General features: G+C 67.2%; 16 protein-coding genes and 1 pseudogene. 2 read left to right on the forward strand and 15 right to left on the reverse strand.

Annotated elements, in window-relative coordinates; all coding sequences use genetic code 11:
* From NS6_RS28530 to NS6_RS28580, 12 genes and pseudogenes are all read right to left on the reverse strand, one after another.
* Nucleotides 1-1,152: a glycosyltransferase family 9 protein gene (locus NS6_RS28530; RefSeq protein WP_043736645.1), complete on the reverse strand. Its 1,152-nt coding sequence runs from the start codon at nt 1,150-1,152 to the stop codon at nt 1-3.
* Entirely contained in the window at nt 1,149-2,423 is a 1,275-nt protein-coding gene (locus NS6_RS28535; protein ID WP_051047262.1) for a PLP-dependent aminotransferase family protein, read from the reverse strand. The genes NS6_RS28530 and NS6_RS28535 overlap by 4 nt, the downstream gene beginning before the upstream one ends.
* On the reverse strand, nt 2,420-3,544 hold the full coding sequence (locus NS6_RS28540; RefSeq protein WP_138456836.1) for a cytochrome P450: 1,125 nt from the start codon (nt 3,542-3,544) through the stop codon (nt 2,420-2,422). The genes NS6_RS28535 and NS6_RS28540 overlap by 4 nt, the downstream gene beginning before the upstream one ends.
* Nucleotides 3,545-3,696: 152 nt before the next feature.
* Nucleotides 3,697-4,806: a hypothetical protein gene (locus NS6_RS28545; protein ID WP_138456835.1), complete on the reverse strand. Its 1,110-nt coding sequence runs from the start codon at nt 4,804-4,806 to the stop codon at nt 3,697-3,699.
* A gap of 14 nt (nt 4,807-4,820) precedes the next feature.
* Nucleotides 4,821-5,798, reverse strand: coding sequence for an NAD-dependent epimerase/dehydratase family protein (locus NS6_RS28550; protein ID WP_043736640.1), 978 nt, complete (start codon nt 5,796-5,798; stop codon nt 4,821-4,823).
* On the reverse strand, nt 5,795-7,159 hold the full coding sequence (locus tag NS6_RS36075; RefSeq protein ID WP_232111129.1) for a PfkB family carbohydrate kinase: 1,365 nt from the start codon (nt 7,157-7,159) through the stop codon (nt 5,795-5,797). Before NS6_RS36075 ends, NS6_RS28550 begins: the two co-directional genes overlap by 4 nt.
* Before the next feature lie 96 nt (nt 7,160-7,255).
* Nucleotides 7,256-7,798 (reverse strand): annotated as a pseudogene (locus NS6_RS36515) (D-sedoheptulose-7-phosphate isomerase); the annotation flags it as partial.
* Nucleotides 7,799-7,890: 92 nt separating this feature from the next.
* Nucleotides 7,891-8,721, reverse strand: coding sequence for an SAM-dependent methyltransferase (locus tag NS6_RS28560; protein ID WP_051047391.1), 831 nt, complete (start codon nt 8,719-8,721; stop codon nt 7,891-7,893).
* Entirely contained in the window at nt 8,714-8,941 is a 228-nt protein-coding gene (locus NS6_RS35285; RefSeq protein ID WP_043737912.1) for a hypothetical protein, read from the reverse strand. The genes NS6_RS28560 and NS6_RS35285 overlap by 8 nt, the downstream gene beginning before the upstream one ends.
* On the reverse strand, nt 8,941-9,918 hold the full coding sequence (locus NS6_RS28570; RefSeq protein WP_054814844.1) for a nucleoside hydrolase: 978 nt from the start codon (nt 9,916-9,918) through the stop codon (nt 8,941-8,943). Before NS6_RS28570 ends, NS6_RS35285 begins: the two co-directional genes overlap by 1 nt.
* Nucleotides 9,887-10,168, reverse strand: coding sequence for a hypothetical protein (locus tag NS6_RS35290; protein ID WP_068048176.1), 282 nt, complete (start codon nt 10,166-10,168; stop codon nt 9,887-9,889). Before NS6_RS35290 ends, NS6_RS28570 begins: the two co-directional genes overlap by 32 nt.
* A gap of 6 nt (nt 10,169-10,174) precedes the next feature.
* Complete coding sequence (locus NS6_RS28580) at nt 10,175-10,378, reverse strand: hypothetical protein (protein ID WP_043737910.1); 204 nt, start codon at nt 10,376-10,378, stop codon at nt 10,175-10,177.
* 200 nt (nt 10,379-10,578) lie between these two features.
* Between NS6_RS28580 and NS6_RS28585 the strand changes: the two genes are divergently transcribed.
* A complete protein-coding gene (locus NS6_RS28585) occupies nt 10,579-11,358 on the forward strand; it encodes an aminotransferase class IV family protein (protein WP_043737908.1) in 780 nt (259 codons plus the stop codon).
* A gap of 66 nt (nt 11,359-11,424) precedes the next feature.
* Nucleotides 11,425-12,360, forward strand: coding sequence for an SUMF1/EgtB/PvdO family nonheme iron enzyme (locus tag NS6_RS28590; RefSeq protein WP_082393299.1), 936 nt, complete (start codon nt 11,425-11,427; stop codon nt 12,358-12,360).
* 29 nt (nt 12,361-12,389) lie between these two features.
* Here the strand turns inward: NS6_RS28590 and NS6_RS28595 are convergent, their stop codons facing one another.
* From NS6_RS28595 to NS6_RS34990, 3 genes are read right to left on the reverse strand one after another with little or no spacing between them, the layout of a single operon-like run.
* Nucleotides 12,390-12,725, reverse strand: coding sequence for a hypothetical protein (locus tag NS6_RS28595; protein WP_157112997.1), 336 nt, complete (start codon nt 12,723-12,725; stop codon nt 12,390-12,392).
* On the reverse strand, nt 12,722-13,507 hold the full coding sequence (locus NS6_RS28600) for a hypothetical protein (RefSeq protein ID WP_043737903.1): 786 nt from the start codon (nt 13,505-13,507) through the stop codon (nt 12,722-12,724). The genes NS6_RS28595 and NS6_RS28600 overlap by 4 nt, the downstream gene beginning before the upstream one ends.
* A 39-nt stretch (nt 13,508-13,546) precedes the next feature.
* Complete coding sequence (locus NS6_RS34990; protein WP_157112998.1) at nt 13,547-13,855, reverse strand: hypothetical protein; 309 nt, start codon at nt 13,853-13,855, stop codon at nt 13,547-13,549.
* Nucleotides 13,856-13,952 lie beyond the last annotated feature (97 nt).

Here is a 13,952-nt window from a genome sequence, read left to right on the forward strand (position 1 = left end):
TCAGCCCTCCCGCACGGCGGCTGTGGACAGTGAGTTGCGGACCGCGCCATGGACGTCGGCGACCGTGATGGTGTCCATGCAGCCGCCGATCCCGCCGCAGGTGACCCGGTGTGCGCACGGGGAGCACGGCAGAGTCGACCGCAGCGCGGTGACATTGTCGGCGTGTTTGGGGATGACTTCGGCGCCGTTGCTCGGGCCCAGGAGCAGCACCACCGGCAGGTCGTAGGCGAGGGCGAGGTGGAATCCGAGGCTGTCGCCGGTCACCATCGCGTCGCAGAAGTCCGGGACCGCGGCGAATTCCTGCAGGGTCATGGCGTCGTGACGCACTCGGCCCACTCCGGTGTCCAGTTCTCGTAACAGCTGGTGGCAGGTGCGGGCGTCGGCGGGGCCGCCGGTGATGACCAGCCGGTGCCCGTCGCCGAGCAGTCGCCGCCCGAGGTCGGCCCAGTGACCGGTGGGCCACAGCTTGGTCGTCTTGGAGCCGCCGACGTTAAGGCAGACCCAGCCGCCGCTGGTACCTAGCCGCGCGGCGACGCGGGCTTTGGCCGCGTCCGGCACCGACAGCTGGTAGGGCTCGCCGGTGTAGATGTAGCCGGCGACCTCGAAGTACAGCTCGGTCCACGTCTTACTGTTTCCGCTGGTGCGGAAGTCGTTCCAGGTGTTCATGGCGAAGAAGTGCCGGGCCGCTGTGCCGATCGGATAGAGGCTGTTGTTCTCGCCGCCGTAGGCGAGGCCGGCGTGGTGCTCGGCGCTGATCCGGGGCACGAGCCCGGCCACGGCGGGGTGGCGTTCGAAGCTGTAGACGGCGTCGTAGTGTTCGGCGAGCACTGTGTGGGCGGTCTCGGTCTCCCAGGTCAGGACGCGGTCGACGTGCGGGATCATCTCCACGATGGGGGCGGATTCGGCGCCGACGAGCCAGGTGATGTGTGCGCCGGGGTGTTCGGCTTTGATGCGGGCCGGTAGTGGGGAGGCGATGAGCATGTCGCCCATCCGTTTGAGCATCACGATCAGGATGCGGTGGGTCACCGGGTCATACAGTGTGCACCCTGGGCAAGGACGCCAGTGCTTGCACGGCAGGCCGCCGATGAAATGACGACAGTCGGGTCGCCAGAAGAAGTCGCTGGTGGTCAGTGGCAGATCAGTGGCGTTCATGAAGTCCTCTCTTCCTGCCGCCACGCTCGGCGCAGCACCTCCTGCGCCGTATGGTCGGCCGCAGCGGCGTCGCCGATGCCGTAGCGGATGCGCAGGTCTGCGACGTTGCGGGCGACCTGTTCAGGGTGATCGCGGTGGATGAGTACGCGCGCCATGAGCGCGGCGAGTTCGTCGAAACCCGCGGCGTCGAGACCGGCGAAGGTCAGTTCCTGTGCTCCCAGCCGCAGGCCGGGCTCGGGCAGGTAGGGCAACGGGATGGCGTTGACGACGATCCTGGCCTCATACAGCAGCCGTGAGGCAGTATCAGCCGGGCACGTGGGAGCGATGTCGATCCACACCTGGTGTGATCGGGTGTATCCGTGGTCGGCCGCGCACACGGTGAACCCCTCTGCAGCGAGGGCGTAAGCCAGGCGGCGGGCGTGGGTGACGGTCGCGGTCGCGTAGTGGGTGGCATGGGCGGTCATCCATGCCGTCGAGATCGCCAGCGCGGCGACGTCGGCGGGGTGATGGTGCGATATCCATCCGGCGGCGTGGGTGTCGATCTGGTGGGCGAGGTTCGGATCGTTGGTGGCCACGATGCCCTTGCCGACCGGACCGGGCCAGGTCTTGTGGACGCTGCCACCGAGGCTGTCGGCGCCTTCGGTTAGGGGGTTCTGGAACGCGCCGCCCGCGATCAGGCCGAGGGTGTGCGAGCCGTCGTAATGGATCACCGCGTCCTCGCCGACCGCGGCCCGGATGCCGGCGATGTCATGGGGGAACAACGCCATGAACGAGTCGAGGTACACCAGCACGGGCCCGCTGGTCCGGCGGGCCTGGGAGGCCAGCAGCTCGAGGTCGACGCCCATAGTGGCTGGGTCGACGGGCAGGGGCTGCCAGTTCAACCCGAACCTGTGTGCGACGAACTGTGTCGAGCCGTGACCGCCATCGGCTTCGGCGAGGCTGAGCACGGTGTGTGCCGGCCCGGCCAGCGCCGAGAGCGCCACCGTCATCGCCGACAATCCCGAGACGGGTTTGGTGTTCACATGCTGGGCGCCGAGGAGTTCTCCGATGGCGTGGGCCGCTACCGATTCCAGCTCGGCGAGTTCGTCGCGTCCAGGCCACGCCCAGTGCGTGTCCTCGGCGCTGCCGAAGCAGTAGCGGACGGCGGCAGCGCTCACATACGGCAGCCGGGCGTCGGCGGGCATCTGGTTCTCGCTGGCGATCAGATGAAGCCGGGCTGCTGTCGCGGTTTCGAACCGGGCGAGCCGGTCGACGATGTCGTCGATGTTCACCGGCCAGCCACCTCCCTTGTGCGTATGCGGGCTTCGACCGGCCCCGCTGGCGCCCGGACCGGCTGGAATCGGCCGACCTCTGGTCGTCGGGCCGGCAGGTCGATCCAGTGTTCGGCCAGCACAGCCGCCGCCAGCAACAGTGTCGTGGCCTCGGCGAACCCGCGACCTGCACAGGCGTGCGGGCCGCGTCCGAACGCGAGCAGCCCCGCGGCGCGGCGCCTGCCCTCGGCACTGCGAAAGCGTTGCGGGCAAAACGCTTCCGGGTCCGGATATTCCTGCGGTAGAAGGTGGGTGACGGGAGCGCTGTAGGCGACGTGCCAGCCTGCTGGGACCAGATAGCCGCCGAGCGTCACCGGCGTAGTGGCCCGCCGGGTCGCGATCGTGTTGGGTGTATGGACTCGGGTGCACTCGGTCAGCACGTGCCGCAACTGCGGGATAGCGCCGTGCTGGAGCACCTGCAACGGGTTCTCGACCAGACTGCGGGCTTCAGCGGTGAGCGCGGTGGCGAGCTGGTCGTCGAGCGCGCACTCGACCAGCAACCAGGTAACCAGGCTGGCGGTGGTTTCTCGCGCGGCGATCAGCAGGGCCAGCAGATGATCAGCCAAGCTTCCGCCCGGGGCGTGACCGGCGGCGACCAGCTTCGAGGTCACCGACTCGGCCCTGCCCTCTATGCGCACTGCGGGCGATTCGAGCAGGGCGCGCAGTTCCTCGGCGGCGGCGAGTGCGGCGGCGTATGCCGGGTCGCTGCCGGTCGTGCGGGTCGGTGGGAGTTCGGTTCCGGCGACGAATCGGTCGAACAGGTCCGGCACCCGCTGTGCGATGGGGTCGTCGACGGCCAGGCCGATGATCGCGGCCAGGCACACTGCCATCGTGTAGTCGCGCGCCGCCTGATAGAGCTCGATGGTCGGCAGGGTGGCCCATTGGGCGACATGGCGGTGCGCAATAGCGCCGATTGTCGGCAGGTAGGCGGTGACCGCACCGTGGCGCAACCCGGTCGACAGGAAACTGCGCGCCCGCAGGTGTTCGGCACCGTGGAGGGTGAACACCGCTCTGCGGAACAGCGCCTGCACCGCCGCAGTGTTGTACACCCTCAGCGTGCCTGCGCGTTCCTGGTCGAACATCTCCCGCACCGAGTCCGGCCCGATGCAGAACACCGTCGGCGGCCCCGTCGTTGAGCCGACACCAAAGACGGGGCCATGCCGAGCGTGCGCAGCAGCCAGAATCTGCGGCAGGTGCGACCCTGGTGGTGGTTCGGCGATGGTAGGTGGCGGTTTCACGGGGTGGCCTCGCCGACGTCGAGGGATGCCGCGGTGCGGGCAAGGATCGCGTCATGGTCGAGGTCGACCGCTCGTATGTCAGGCCGGCAGTCGCAGGTGACGGGCAAATCGGCGAGGTCACCGGTGACGCTGTAGGACACCAGCCCGTCGACGATGCCGTTCGCGCAGCGCTCGCAGGAGTCCGGGTACACCGAGTCGAAGTCTGTGCCGCGCATGTTGATACAGGCCACCCGCACCGCCGCTTTGGCGTGCGCGCCGCGCACGGCGTCGACGACGGTCCACAGGTTCGGCGCCTGGTAGTGCCCGCGTTGGTAGAGCCACCACGCCACGGTGTTCGGTGCCAGCCTCGTCGGGCACACGGTGACTCCGCCGATGCCGAGCGAGGCCACGTACTCGGTGGAGGAGATCACGTCGGTGATGGCCTCGCCGTCGGTGAGGAACGGGGGCTTGATCATCAGGTACACCTTGGGAATTACGTGGTGTGCCTGCATCAACGCCACCGCGTCTTCGAACGACTCACGGGTGATTCGGGTGTTGACCAGGGTTTCGCGGACCAGCCGGTCGGCCGATTGCAACCCGATTCCCACCTCGAGCTCGACATCGCCGAGGGCCTCGACGAAAGGTGCCAGGGTCTCGGGCGTGAGGAATTGGGGCAGGCTTTCGACGACCAGGCGGCGCACACCAGTGACCGCGACGCGGCGGGCGATATCGAGCTGGACCTCGGCCGGTACCTCGCGGCGGGCGAAGAACGACCCGTCGTTGTAGAGGGCGAGCATGTCGTAGTCCGGCTCGTCATCGGTGCGTGCCAGCAGCGTGGCGACCTGCTCGCGCAAGCCCCGGGGGTTCGCGCCGTGCAGGCCGAAGTTGTTGTAGTTGGTGAACGGACACATGGTGCAGGTCGGCACCGAACAGCCGCCCGACATCAGGATCGCCTTCTTGCGGCCGTAGGTGGTGCCGTCGGCATCGCGGACGGTGTCGTAGCTGATGTACCGCGGCTCTTGGAGGTGCTCGACCGCGGTCACCTCGCGCAGCGACCGCGACAAGGCCGTGAGCCGGTGGCGTAGCGCCTTCTCGCCAGCGAGCACGCCGGTTGTGCTGGTAGACATTGCGTTTCCTCCGATCACAGGGACTTCACAAGCTCGCCGACGCCGAAGGTTTCGGCGCGGGCGTGGTCGAACAGGTCGCGGGCGTACCGGTGGATCACCTCGGTGTCCACCGGCTCCAGGCCAGGCAACGCGGCGCGCAGTCGCCGCATATCGGCGCACGTCCAGTACTGGTAGCGGTCACGGATCGGGTTCGGCACCCCCACCAGCGGCACCGGTGCGCCCGCCCACTCCGTACACCAGCCCAGCAAGGTCTCGAACCGGATCGCGGTCCCGGAACCGAGGTTGTAGACGCCTGCGACCTGCGGGGTATCGAGCAGCCGCACCAGCGTCGACACCAGCACCTGCACCGGCAGGTAGTCCCGCGCGGCGGTCAAGGTGTCGTCGAACAACCGGACCGGCCGCCGCGCCGCCACGGCCGTGACGATCTGCCACAGAATCGAGGCCATCGAGCTTTTGGATTCCTCGCCGGGACCGAAGACGTTCGTGTAGCGCAACCCCACGCAATCCAGGCCGAACACCGCCGCGCGGCGCAGCATCGACTGATCCAGGACGAGTTTGGATTTCGCGTAACAATTCAGGGGGCCCGAGCAGCGCCCACGATCCTCGGTGTCGGATTCGCGGGACGACGCCCCGTGCGGCACCACGCCGTACACGCTGCCCGAGGAGGCATACACCAGTCGTGTCCCGGAGTCGGTGCATGCGCGAGCCAGCCGCAGCGGCACCGTGGCGTTGGCCCACCGCAACCGCTCGTCATCTGCGGCGAGGGTGTCGCTGACCGCTGCCTGGTGCACGACCACCGCGAACTCCCCTCCAGCGATCCGAGCCAGCACAGCTGGGTCGGCAGCGTCCACGGTGATCGATTCCCACGGCCACGCCGTAGCCGCGGGATTCTGGTCGACTCCGGTCACCGTCCACCCGGCCGCATGCAGACCGGTGGCAACATGCCCGCCGATGAACCCGGCCGTCCCGGTGACCAGCACGGAGCGGGTCATGGCTGCATCACCCGCCCGGCGACAGCGCGTTCGATCAGCTCGCTCGTCGACACCCCTTCCAGGTACGGGCCGACGACAACTTGGCCGCCATGACGTTGCACCACGGCCGTTTCGGGTAGTTCGGTCGCTCCGTAGTCGCCGCCTTTGACCCACACATGCGGACGCAACCTTTCCAACAGCGCAGCCGGGGTGTCCTCGTCGAACACCAGCACCGCGTCGACGAAGGAGAATGCTGTCAGCATCGCCGCCCGCTGCGCTTGCGGTACCAGCGGCCGGTTCGGTCCCTTCAAATTGGCCACCGACGCGTCGCTGTTGAGCAGCACGATCAAGCAGTCGCCCATGGCGCGAGCGGCCTCCAGCAGCTGTCGGTGCCCGTCGTGCAGCACATCGAAACAGCCGCCGGTGGCCACCACCCGGCCACCGGCTGCGTGCACCCGATCGGCCACAGCGAACCCGTCACCCGCGCCATCCGGTCGCGGGTGGTTGCCCGCCGTAGCGCGTTGCCCGGCGACGTAGTCGGCCGCCGCTGTGACGGCGCGTTGCACAGCTGTCGACATTGTGCGATTACCGATCAGTTCACCGAGCAGCCTCACGGCGAACCGATCACCCGCCCCGCAGGTATCGCCTTGCTCCCGGCGTGGGGCCGGGAATACGTGCGCGGGATCGGTGTCGGCGCCGACCAGGACAGCGCCATCGGCGCCTCGGGTGACCACCGCGTACTGGCATCGCCATCGTGATCGAAGGCTGCGCGCCCGGCGGACATCGCTGTCGAGGTCGCCGGCCGCTCCGTCCTCGGCGGTGAGCAGATCGGCTTCCTCCGCATTCGGGACGATGACGCTCACCCCGTCGGTCGGTGCCGGGCCGTGACGATGGGGATCCCACACCACCGGCACACGCCGCGCCACGGTGGCCAGCAGTACTCGCAGTCGTGGTTGGGCGGCTACCCCGCGCCCGTAGTCGGCGACGAGTACGCCTTGTGCCTCGACAAGGGCGTGCGCGACCTCTGGGGGCGGATCGCCCACCGGCACCGCCGGATCGGAGTCGTCGACCATGACCAGGGTCTGTCCGCGTGCCCGCATCCGGATCTTCACCGGGGTCGGCGCCTCGATGCCCAGATCGATCACCGACACCCCCGCCTCGGTGAGGTCGCTGAGAATCCGCAGGCCGGGCTCGTCGGCGCCGATCGCGGTCACCAGCGTGACCTCGCAGCCATCGTGGGCGGCAAGGATCGCGGCCAAGCCTGCCCCGCCTGGTCGCCACTGCCGTGACACCGCGCTGAGCACCGGCACTGGCGCTTCCGGCGATACCCGCGTGACCTCACCGCACCAGTCACAGTCGGCCAGCACGTCACCGACAATCACCAGGCGCCGAGCGTGCTCAACCGTCGGCGGCGGGACGGACTCGGCGGTCTCTGCTTCGGTCGGCTGCGACGTCGACGGGGCGGATGCCAAAGCCGCATCGACCGCCGCACACAGTTCGTGCGCGATCAGAAGGTGGCATTCTTGAATGGTTGAGGTCGCCGACGAATCGACTGACACCACCTCGTCGCATACTCGCGCCAATACGCTGTCAGCGGGACCGGTCAAGGCGAAGGTGAGCATCCCTAGCTCGTTCGCCTCTGTGGCGGCAGCGATCACGTTCGTGCTGCACCCGGAAGTGGAAATCGCGATCAACACATCGCCCTCCCGACCGTGTGCACGGACCTGCCGGGCATACAACTGGTCGAAGCCGTAGTCGTTGCCGATCGCAGTCACCACCGCGGAGTCAGTGGTGAGCGCGAGCGCAGCGAGTGGGTTGCGCTCCGTCTCGAACCGGCCCACCAACTCAGCAACCAGGTGCTGCGCCTGCGCGGCGCTTCCACCATTTCCGACGGCTAGCACTCGCCCGCCGCGCCGTAGTCGGCTGGCTACCATCTGGCCCCACGACCGGACCTTGTCCAGATCGGTGCGTTCCAGGGCTTCGGACAACTTCGCGACGCGATCCGCGCCGGATTCGTTCATCTGTCTCCCCGCCTCGATCATGGTTACGGATCTCCTTGTCCATCAGCACATTTGATGCTCATTTGGGTTGGCGTTCGCCGGGGCTCACCTCGTCATCGCAGTCGCCCGACGGCGGCGCGGCAACACAGGTCGTCGGCCTGCGGCGGCTCCCAGCCGAGGTTGCGGGCACGACGCTGGTCGACGTCGTGGGGTGACCACCAACGGTGTGGCGCAACCAGCCCAGGTTCGACGAGGTCATAGCCGGCCAGCAGTGCCGCGACCTCGTCGCGACTGCGAGAACGGAATTCGATGCCGAATCCGGTGTAGATATCGGCCGCGCGGTCGACGGGGCCGGGATCAGCGTCACGTGTGATATGGCTGAGTGCCAGGAACGAGCCGCTCGGCAGCATGGTCGTGACCGCGTCCACGACCATGCCCGGGTCGGGCAGGAATTCGGCGACGAACGACAGACACACCGCGATCGGCTCGCTCGGATCCATGGCAGCGGTGATCTCGGTGACGAGGGCGTCGGTGTCGCTCAGATCGGCGTGGACGAATTCAGTTTGTTCGTCGGCGAGAAATACTCGGCCGTGGGCGGCGACCACCGGGTCGTGATCGACGTAGACCATGCGTGCGGTCGGCGCGCAGTTGCGGGCTACCTCGTGCAGGTTCGGCGAGCATGGGTAGCCGCTGCCGAGTTCGACGAACTGCCGTACCAGCTGTTCACTTGCCAGGTACCGCACGGCCCGCAGCAGCCACAAACGTGTCGCGCGGGCCGCGACCAGAAAGGCGCGGGAGTGGGTGATCAGCTTGTGACCGGCCTCGAGGTCCACCAGATAGGCGTCTTTGCCCGCACCCAACAGGACGTCGTGAATGCGTCCGCTGTGTGCCTGAGACGGATCGAGCACGATCGCCTCATTGTCTGCGCGACGGGGACTAGTCATCTGAGCTCGCCTCTCCGATTTCACTGGCCGCAGTCCCGAGCTGTTCATCGATTCGGTTGCGGACACCGCAGCTCGGTGAGCAGTACTGGTGCAGCGTCTGGGCATGCAGGGCCTGGCCGTAGGTCAGTGCGCCGGGGTCGGCGAAGCAGTCGCCGATATTGGATTGGGTGTGTGTCAAGGTGGCCGGGTTCAGGTGCCCTCGCACCAGGCTGTCGGCCATTACCGGGTACCGATCGGCATGGCGTGCCCGGTGGCCACGGGTCGGGTGTTCCCCGGCTTATGCCCGATCAAGGCGGGGTCGTATCGCATCCCGACCTCGAGAGCATGCTGCACCACCGTGGTGACCCACGCCCGAAACGCCGCATAGTCCGCCGCCACCGACATGGACAGGGCCACACCGTCGGGGTTGTCGTACATGCGCGCGTCCGGCGCCACCGTCACGTGATGGGTGGCGAACTCGACGAAGCCCATCCCGGCCGCAGCGGTCACGGTCAGCGGGTCGGCCGCCATCGACGCGGAACGTTCCCCGGCGAACCATCGGTCGTAGCCCGCAGCGACGAGTTTCGCCCACTTCGGCGCGTTGGCCGCCGCGAGCAGCTGATACACCTCGCTGTCCGCGTCGATCGCGGTCTCGGGGGTGAAGGTGACATCGGAGGTCACCAAGGCTACGTCCAGATCGGGCGCGGTCAGCACCGTCCGGGCGCTTGCGGGGTCCATGCGCAGGTTGTGCGAGGCACGATCGGGCCGTCTGTACAGATGGGCGAAGCCGCCGCCCATCTGCATGATCGTCAGCCGCCGCGCCAACCCCGGTGCGTCGGCGTAGAGGTGGGCCAGGTTGCTCATCGGTCCCTGACCGATCCACGCCGCACGCCCGGTCTCGCCCAGCACCGCGCGCACGGCGTCGATTACCGACCCGGTCACCGGCGCCGAGACTGGCGGGAATCCGGCGGGCACCAGACCGTCGCACACCCATCGCGCTTGCGCGCCCTCGATTTCCGCGCCGGCGACCACCACGACCCCGGTTCGCCCGCACAAGTTCAGCAGGAACCGCGCCAGCCTTGCGCGTTGACCGCCGCCGAATTCGTCACTGGTCACCACCAGCCGCAGCGGCAGCGCCGCCGCAGCGAGGATGAGCGCCAGCAAATCGTCCGGGTCGTGCCCGACATCAGTGCAGATAATGGCGGGCATGCGGTCCATCGGCCGCATGCCAGGCCGCATCGGTGCTCGTATCGAGTCCATCAGTGTGGTCGTCCCTTCTGCTGGGTAGGAAAAGCCGCTGGTACGGAAGTTGTTTCATCTCGTCGGTCGCCAGATCGTCGACCGTCACACGCGCCAGTCCCTGTCGTGTTGCTTCGGCGGCGAATGCCTCTGCGGCACACCGCTCTGCTCGGTAGTGCTGTACCGGCACTCCCGGGATGTCGAAGTCAACGACCAGGCGGCGCTCCATGGCGGATCAATCGGCCGCAGGGTCGCCGGTCCATAGCGGTAATTGCTCAGCGACCCGTCGCATCGTCGCCTCGTCGCACGAGAACGACCGCGCTAGCGGGCCGCCGGACTCGTCTCGGGCGACGATGACCGTTGCCAGCGCCTCGCCCAGCCGCTCGAAATGCGTGGGCAACGTCGCTCCTGGATTACGCTGCGGCAGATCGTCGGTCATCACTGAACCCCTTGCGCATGTATCGAGCGGCCTGGCCGGGCACCGAACCCGGCCCTGCCCTCGGTGGTTTCCATGAACCTCAGAATCGGTGTGCGGGCGCTTGGCCGGAACTGTCGCTTCACGGCGTTGCACTGACGTTTCGCTGACGTTGAGCACCCAGCGCTGCTTCCAGGCAGGCCGGTCGATGACAGACTGGCCCCATGGAACTCAACGGGTCGCCGATCACCGAGTCCGATCTCGCTGCATTGGGTTTGGTCGGGTACGGGCACTTCACGTCCATGCGGGTCGAGAACCACGCTGTTCGCGGACTCAGCCAGCACATGGACCGACTCATCCGCGACTGCCGCACCGTGTTCGACACCGAGCTCGACCCCGACCGGGTACGCGAACTCATCCGTCACGCGCTGCCGGACACGGCGTCTCCGGTGGTTGTTCGCGTCACTGTGTTCGACCCGCACCTCGGGCTCGGCAAACCTGGAGCCGACGCCGACCCGCAGATCCTCGTCACCTCGCGGGAGGCTCCCGCCGTCCCGCAGGCCCCGCTGACTTTGCGGTCGGCCGTCTACACCCGCGACCTGCCCAAAACCAAGCATGTCGGGTTGTTCGGCAGTCTCTACCAGCGTCGCCTCGCGCAACGCGATGGCGCTGATGACGTCCTGTTCACCCTGGCCGATGGGACCATCACCGAGATCGCGACCTCCAATATCGGTGTGATCTCCGATGGCCAGCTGATCTGGCCGCAGGCCGAGGTACTTCCCGGCATCACGATGCGCCTGCTCAGCCAGACCCTCGATGAGGACGTCGTCGTCAAACCCATCACGCTGGCCGAACTGCCGCATGTCGACGGCGCGGTCGCGACCAACGCAGCGGTCGGCGTTCGCGCCATCGCCCGCATCGACAACGTCGACCTGCCCGTCGACCATGAGATGATCGCCAGGCTCCGGACAGAGTACGAATCCATTCCCCCGCAACGCATCTGACCTGCTTTGCGCCACTATTGTGACTAGGCTCGGAACCCACCGCTCGGGGAAGGGAGCACACAGGCGATGGGCATCGTGGTCCGCAGCTGGACCGGCGCCGAAGCGCGCGCACTGCGAGACGCACGGCGAATGAGTATCACCGAATTCGCCGCACACATCGGCGTCAATCCTCGGCTGATCTCCCGCTGGGAGGCCGGCGGCAAGAACATCCGCCCCCGCCCGGTCAACCAAGCAGCACTCGACACCATCCTGGCGCGGCTGGGCAGCGACGAACTGACCCGGTTCGTCGAAGCGATATCCCCGGCCGTCCTCAGCGACGCCCGCGATACCGACGTACCTGAGCAACGCACCGACACCCGCCATCCCGCTGACGGCAAGCTCATGACCTGGATTCCCGAAGGGATCTACCTCGCGGGGCCACAGGACCAACCCGTATGGGTGGCTGGGTACTGGATCGATGTCTTCCCGACCACCAACGCGGATTACGCGAGATTTGTGGCGGCCCAAGGGTATTCCGCACCCCACCACTGGGGCGGTCCGGCTCCGGCCCGTGAGATCGCCGATCACCCGGTGGTCTGGGTGAGCCGGGACGACGCCGCCACCTATGCCCGATGGGCCCAGAAGTCCCTGCCGACCAGCCAGCAGTGGGAGAAAGCTGCTCGAGGTACCCGCGGCAACGTCTGGCCCTGGGGAAACCAACCGACCCCAGCCAAATGCAATATTCGCGGTTCCGGCCCTGGCACGACAACCCCTGTCGCGACCTACGCCAGCGGTGTCAGTCCATTCGGTGTATACGACCTCGTCGACAACACCTGGGAATGGACCGCCACCGAAACCACCAGCGGCCGGTACGAACTCAAAGGCAGTGCCTTCACCAGCCCCTTCGACCGAGGCGAACCGTCGGCATTCAACGACGCCGCGCATTCGATGCTCGACGACGACACCGGATTCCGATGTGTCGCAACCGGCCTCGCGAACGAGGCGGACCAAGTCGACCGATAGCGGATACTCCGTGTGGCCCGCGAGAGATGTCATCGGATCTCCCGCAGGCGATCGGGGCGCGATATCAACCGCGTCCTGCCTTCACCCTGGGGCCAGCACACGCCCCGATCGACCGACCACACCTCAGCTGTGCGCCGGGCGGCGGGAATCCACGCGCCCAAGTGGGCTTCCGACGGAATCATCACCAAATCGACCGAGTCGGGCAGATTCGCGAGCAGCCGGACCAAGCCTTCGCTGGAGTCGCGAAACACGATCTCGTCCAGCTGGATGCGGTGCACGCGCGCCAGCGCCCTGATCCCCGCAGCCACCGTTTCGGCCGCCACCCCCGCGATATCGCGACGGACGATCCCCAATGCCCGCCTCATGATGCTCGCCCCGCCGCCAGCGGTGACTGACCAGGCTCGATCGGCAGCCGGATCCAAGAGATTCGGGCGCCCCCGCGTAGCGAGCGTCGGCCAGCCGCTGCCGGGCCAAGTACGTCGGGACCGATCGGTTCGAGAGAAAGCATCGGCGACCGAAGAACCTGCACCTCCAACGCCGGGCCCCGAAGCAACAGCCACACCGTCAGAACGATCGACTCGGTCAGATTCGGCAGCGTGGCTGTGAGATCGGCGAAGATCGGCGGATTGCCGCCGCTGTCTGCGGGTATGAAGTCGGACAGAGCAGATAGCACGAAGTGTTCGACGTCGTCGACCATGTGCCGCAGCCTGGCTCTCGACAGGGTATTGAGGATGTCCATGCGGGCCTCCTCCACTACAGTCACCGAACCGGTCCGCAGCAGGAGTCGAGCCAACGTGCGCTCACGCGGCAGGACGACGCTGCGGCGAAATCCGCTCAGCACAACCGACCGGTTGCTCAGGTCCAAACACCACACACGCAAGCCGTCGACGGCATCGAGATCGTGGAGGAACTTCGTCCGCTGCTGACTACGGCCCGCAGTCAAATGCGCTTCGGACGGAACGGCGACATCGCGGGCACCGGTCGATTCGATGGCCCGCATCAACTGCCACAACGCACCGGTCCCCGCGCCCGTCTCGCAGAAGAGGGCCGCGATATTGAACCCGTTCAGCCCAGCCAGATCCCGCAGTCGATGTTCGACATCGCTCTGGTGGTCACCGAGCAGTTCCTTGCGCAGGTACCCGTACATCAACGACGGTTCTCGGTCCGCGTTCGACAACACCCGCGCTCACCTCCGCTCGCCCGGTAGCCAGATCCGCGCACGACGCGGTGGGAGATCAGGAATGGTGCAGGTGACACCCAGTACAACCGCGAGTTCATGGACGGTCAGCCCCAGCGCGTCAGCACCGAAGCGGATATCTCTCCAGCGGGGATCGCCGGGTGGAGGCGCAGCCTGTAGTGCCTCACCCGCATGAACAGCCGCATTCGCGGCCAGGGTGTCCACCGTCCTGCCCTGCATCCACGGCAACGTCCACGACTGTTGCCCGACATACCACGCGGACAGCCGGTCAGTATCGGCTCCAGTTACAAGTTGCATGGCTGATCACTCCTGAGATCACTCGAACACTCGCTGAGTGCGCGGTATTGATGTGTTACTCATGCCACGACATTGAGAGTAATGTAGCTGGTATATA

Source organism: Nocardia speluncae NBRC 108251, assembly GCF_001613245.1.
Taxonomy (GTDB): domain Bacteria; phylum Actinomycetota; class Actinomycetes; order Mycobacteriales; family Mycobacteriaceae; genus Nocardia; species Nocardia speluncae.

What these genes read in the sequence shown, in the direction of transcription:
- NS6_RS28530 (WP_043736645.1), bottom strand. Translation starts at nt 1,152, where the DNA reads ATGAACGCCACTGATCTGCCACTGACCACCAGCGACTTCTTCTGGCGA.
- NS6_RS28540 (WP_138456836.1), bottom strand. Translation starts at nt 3,544, where the DNA reads ATGTTCGACCAGGAACGCGCAGGCACGCTGAGGGTGTACAACACTGCG.
- NS6_RS28545 (WP_138456835.1), bottom strand. Translation starts at nt 4,806, where the DNA reads ATGTCTACCAGCACAACCGGCGTGCTCGCTGGCGAGAAGGCGCTACGC.
- NS6_RS28550 (WP_043736640.1), bottom strand. Translation starts at nt 5,798, where the DNA reads ATGACCCGCTCCGTGCTGGTCACCGGGACGGCCGGGTTCATCGGCGGG.
- NS6_RS28560 (WP_051047391.1), bottom strand. Translation starts at nt 8,721, where the DNA reads ATGACTAGTCCCCGTCGCGCAGACAATGAGGCGATCGTGCTCGATCCG.
- NS6_RS35285 (WP_043737912.1), bottom strand. Translation starts at nt 8,941, where the DNA reads ATGGCCGACAGCCTGGTGCGAGGGCACCTGAACCCGGCCACCTTGACA.
- NS6_RS28570 (WP_054814844.1), bottom strand. Translation starts at nt 9,918, where the DNA reads ATGGACCGCATGCCCGCCATTATCTGCACTGATGTCGGGCACGACCCG.
- NS6_RS35290 (WP_068048176.1), bottom strand. Translation starts at nt 10,168, where the DNA reads ATGGAGCGCCGCCTGGTCGTTGACTTCGACATCCCGGGAGTGCCGGTA.
- NS6_RS28580 (WP_043737910.1), bottom strand. Translation starts at nt 10,378, where the DNA reads ATGACCGACGATCTGCCGCAGCGTAATCCAGGAGCGACGTTGCCCACG.
- NS6_RS28585 (WP_043737908.1), top strand. Translation starts at nt 10,579, where the DNA reads ATGGAACTCAACGGGTCGCCGATCACCGAGTCCGATCTCGCTGCATTG.
- NS6_RS28590 (WP_082393299.1), top strand. Translation starts at nt 11,425, where the DNA reads ATGGGCATCGTGGTCCGCAGCTGGACCGGCGCCGAAGCGCGCGCACTG.
- NS6_RS28595 (WP_157112997.1), bottom strand. Translation starts at nt 12,725, where the DNA reads ATGAGGCGGGCATTGGGGATCGTCCGTCGCGATATCGCGGGGGTGGCG.
- NS6_RS28600 (WP_043737903.1), bottom strand. Translation starts at nt 13,507, where the DNA reads ATGTACGGGTACCTGCGCAAGGAACTGCTCGGTGACCACCAGAGCGAT.
- NS6_RS34990 (WP_157112998.1), bottom strand. Translation starts at nt 13,855, where the DNA reads ATGCAACTTGTAACTGGAGCCGATACTGACCGGCTGTCCGCGTGGTAT.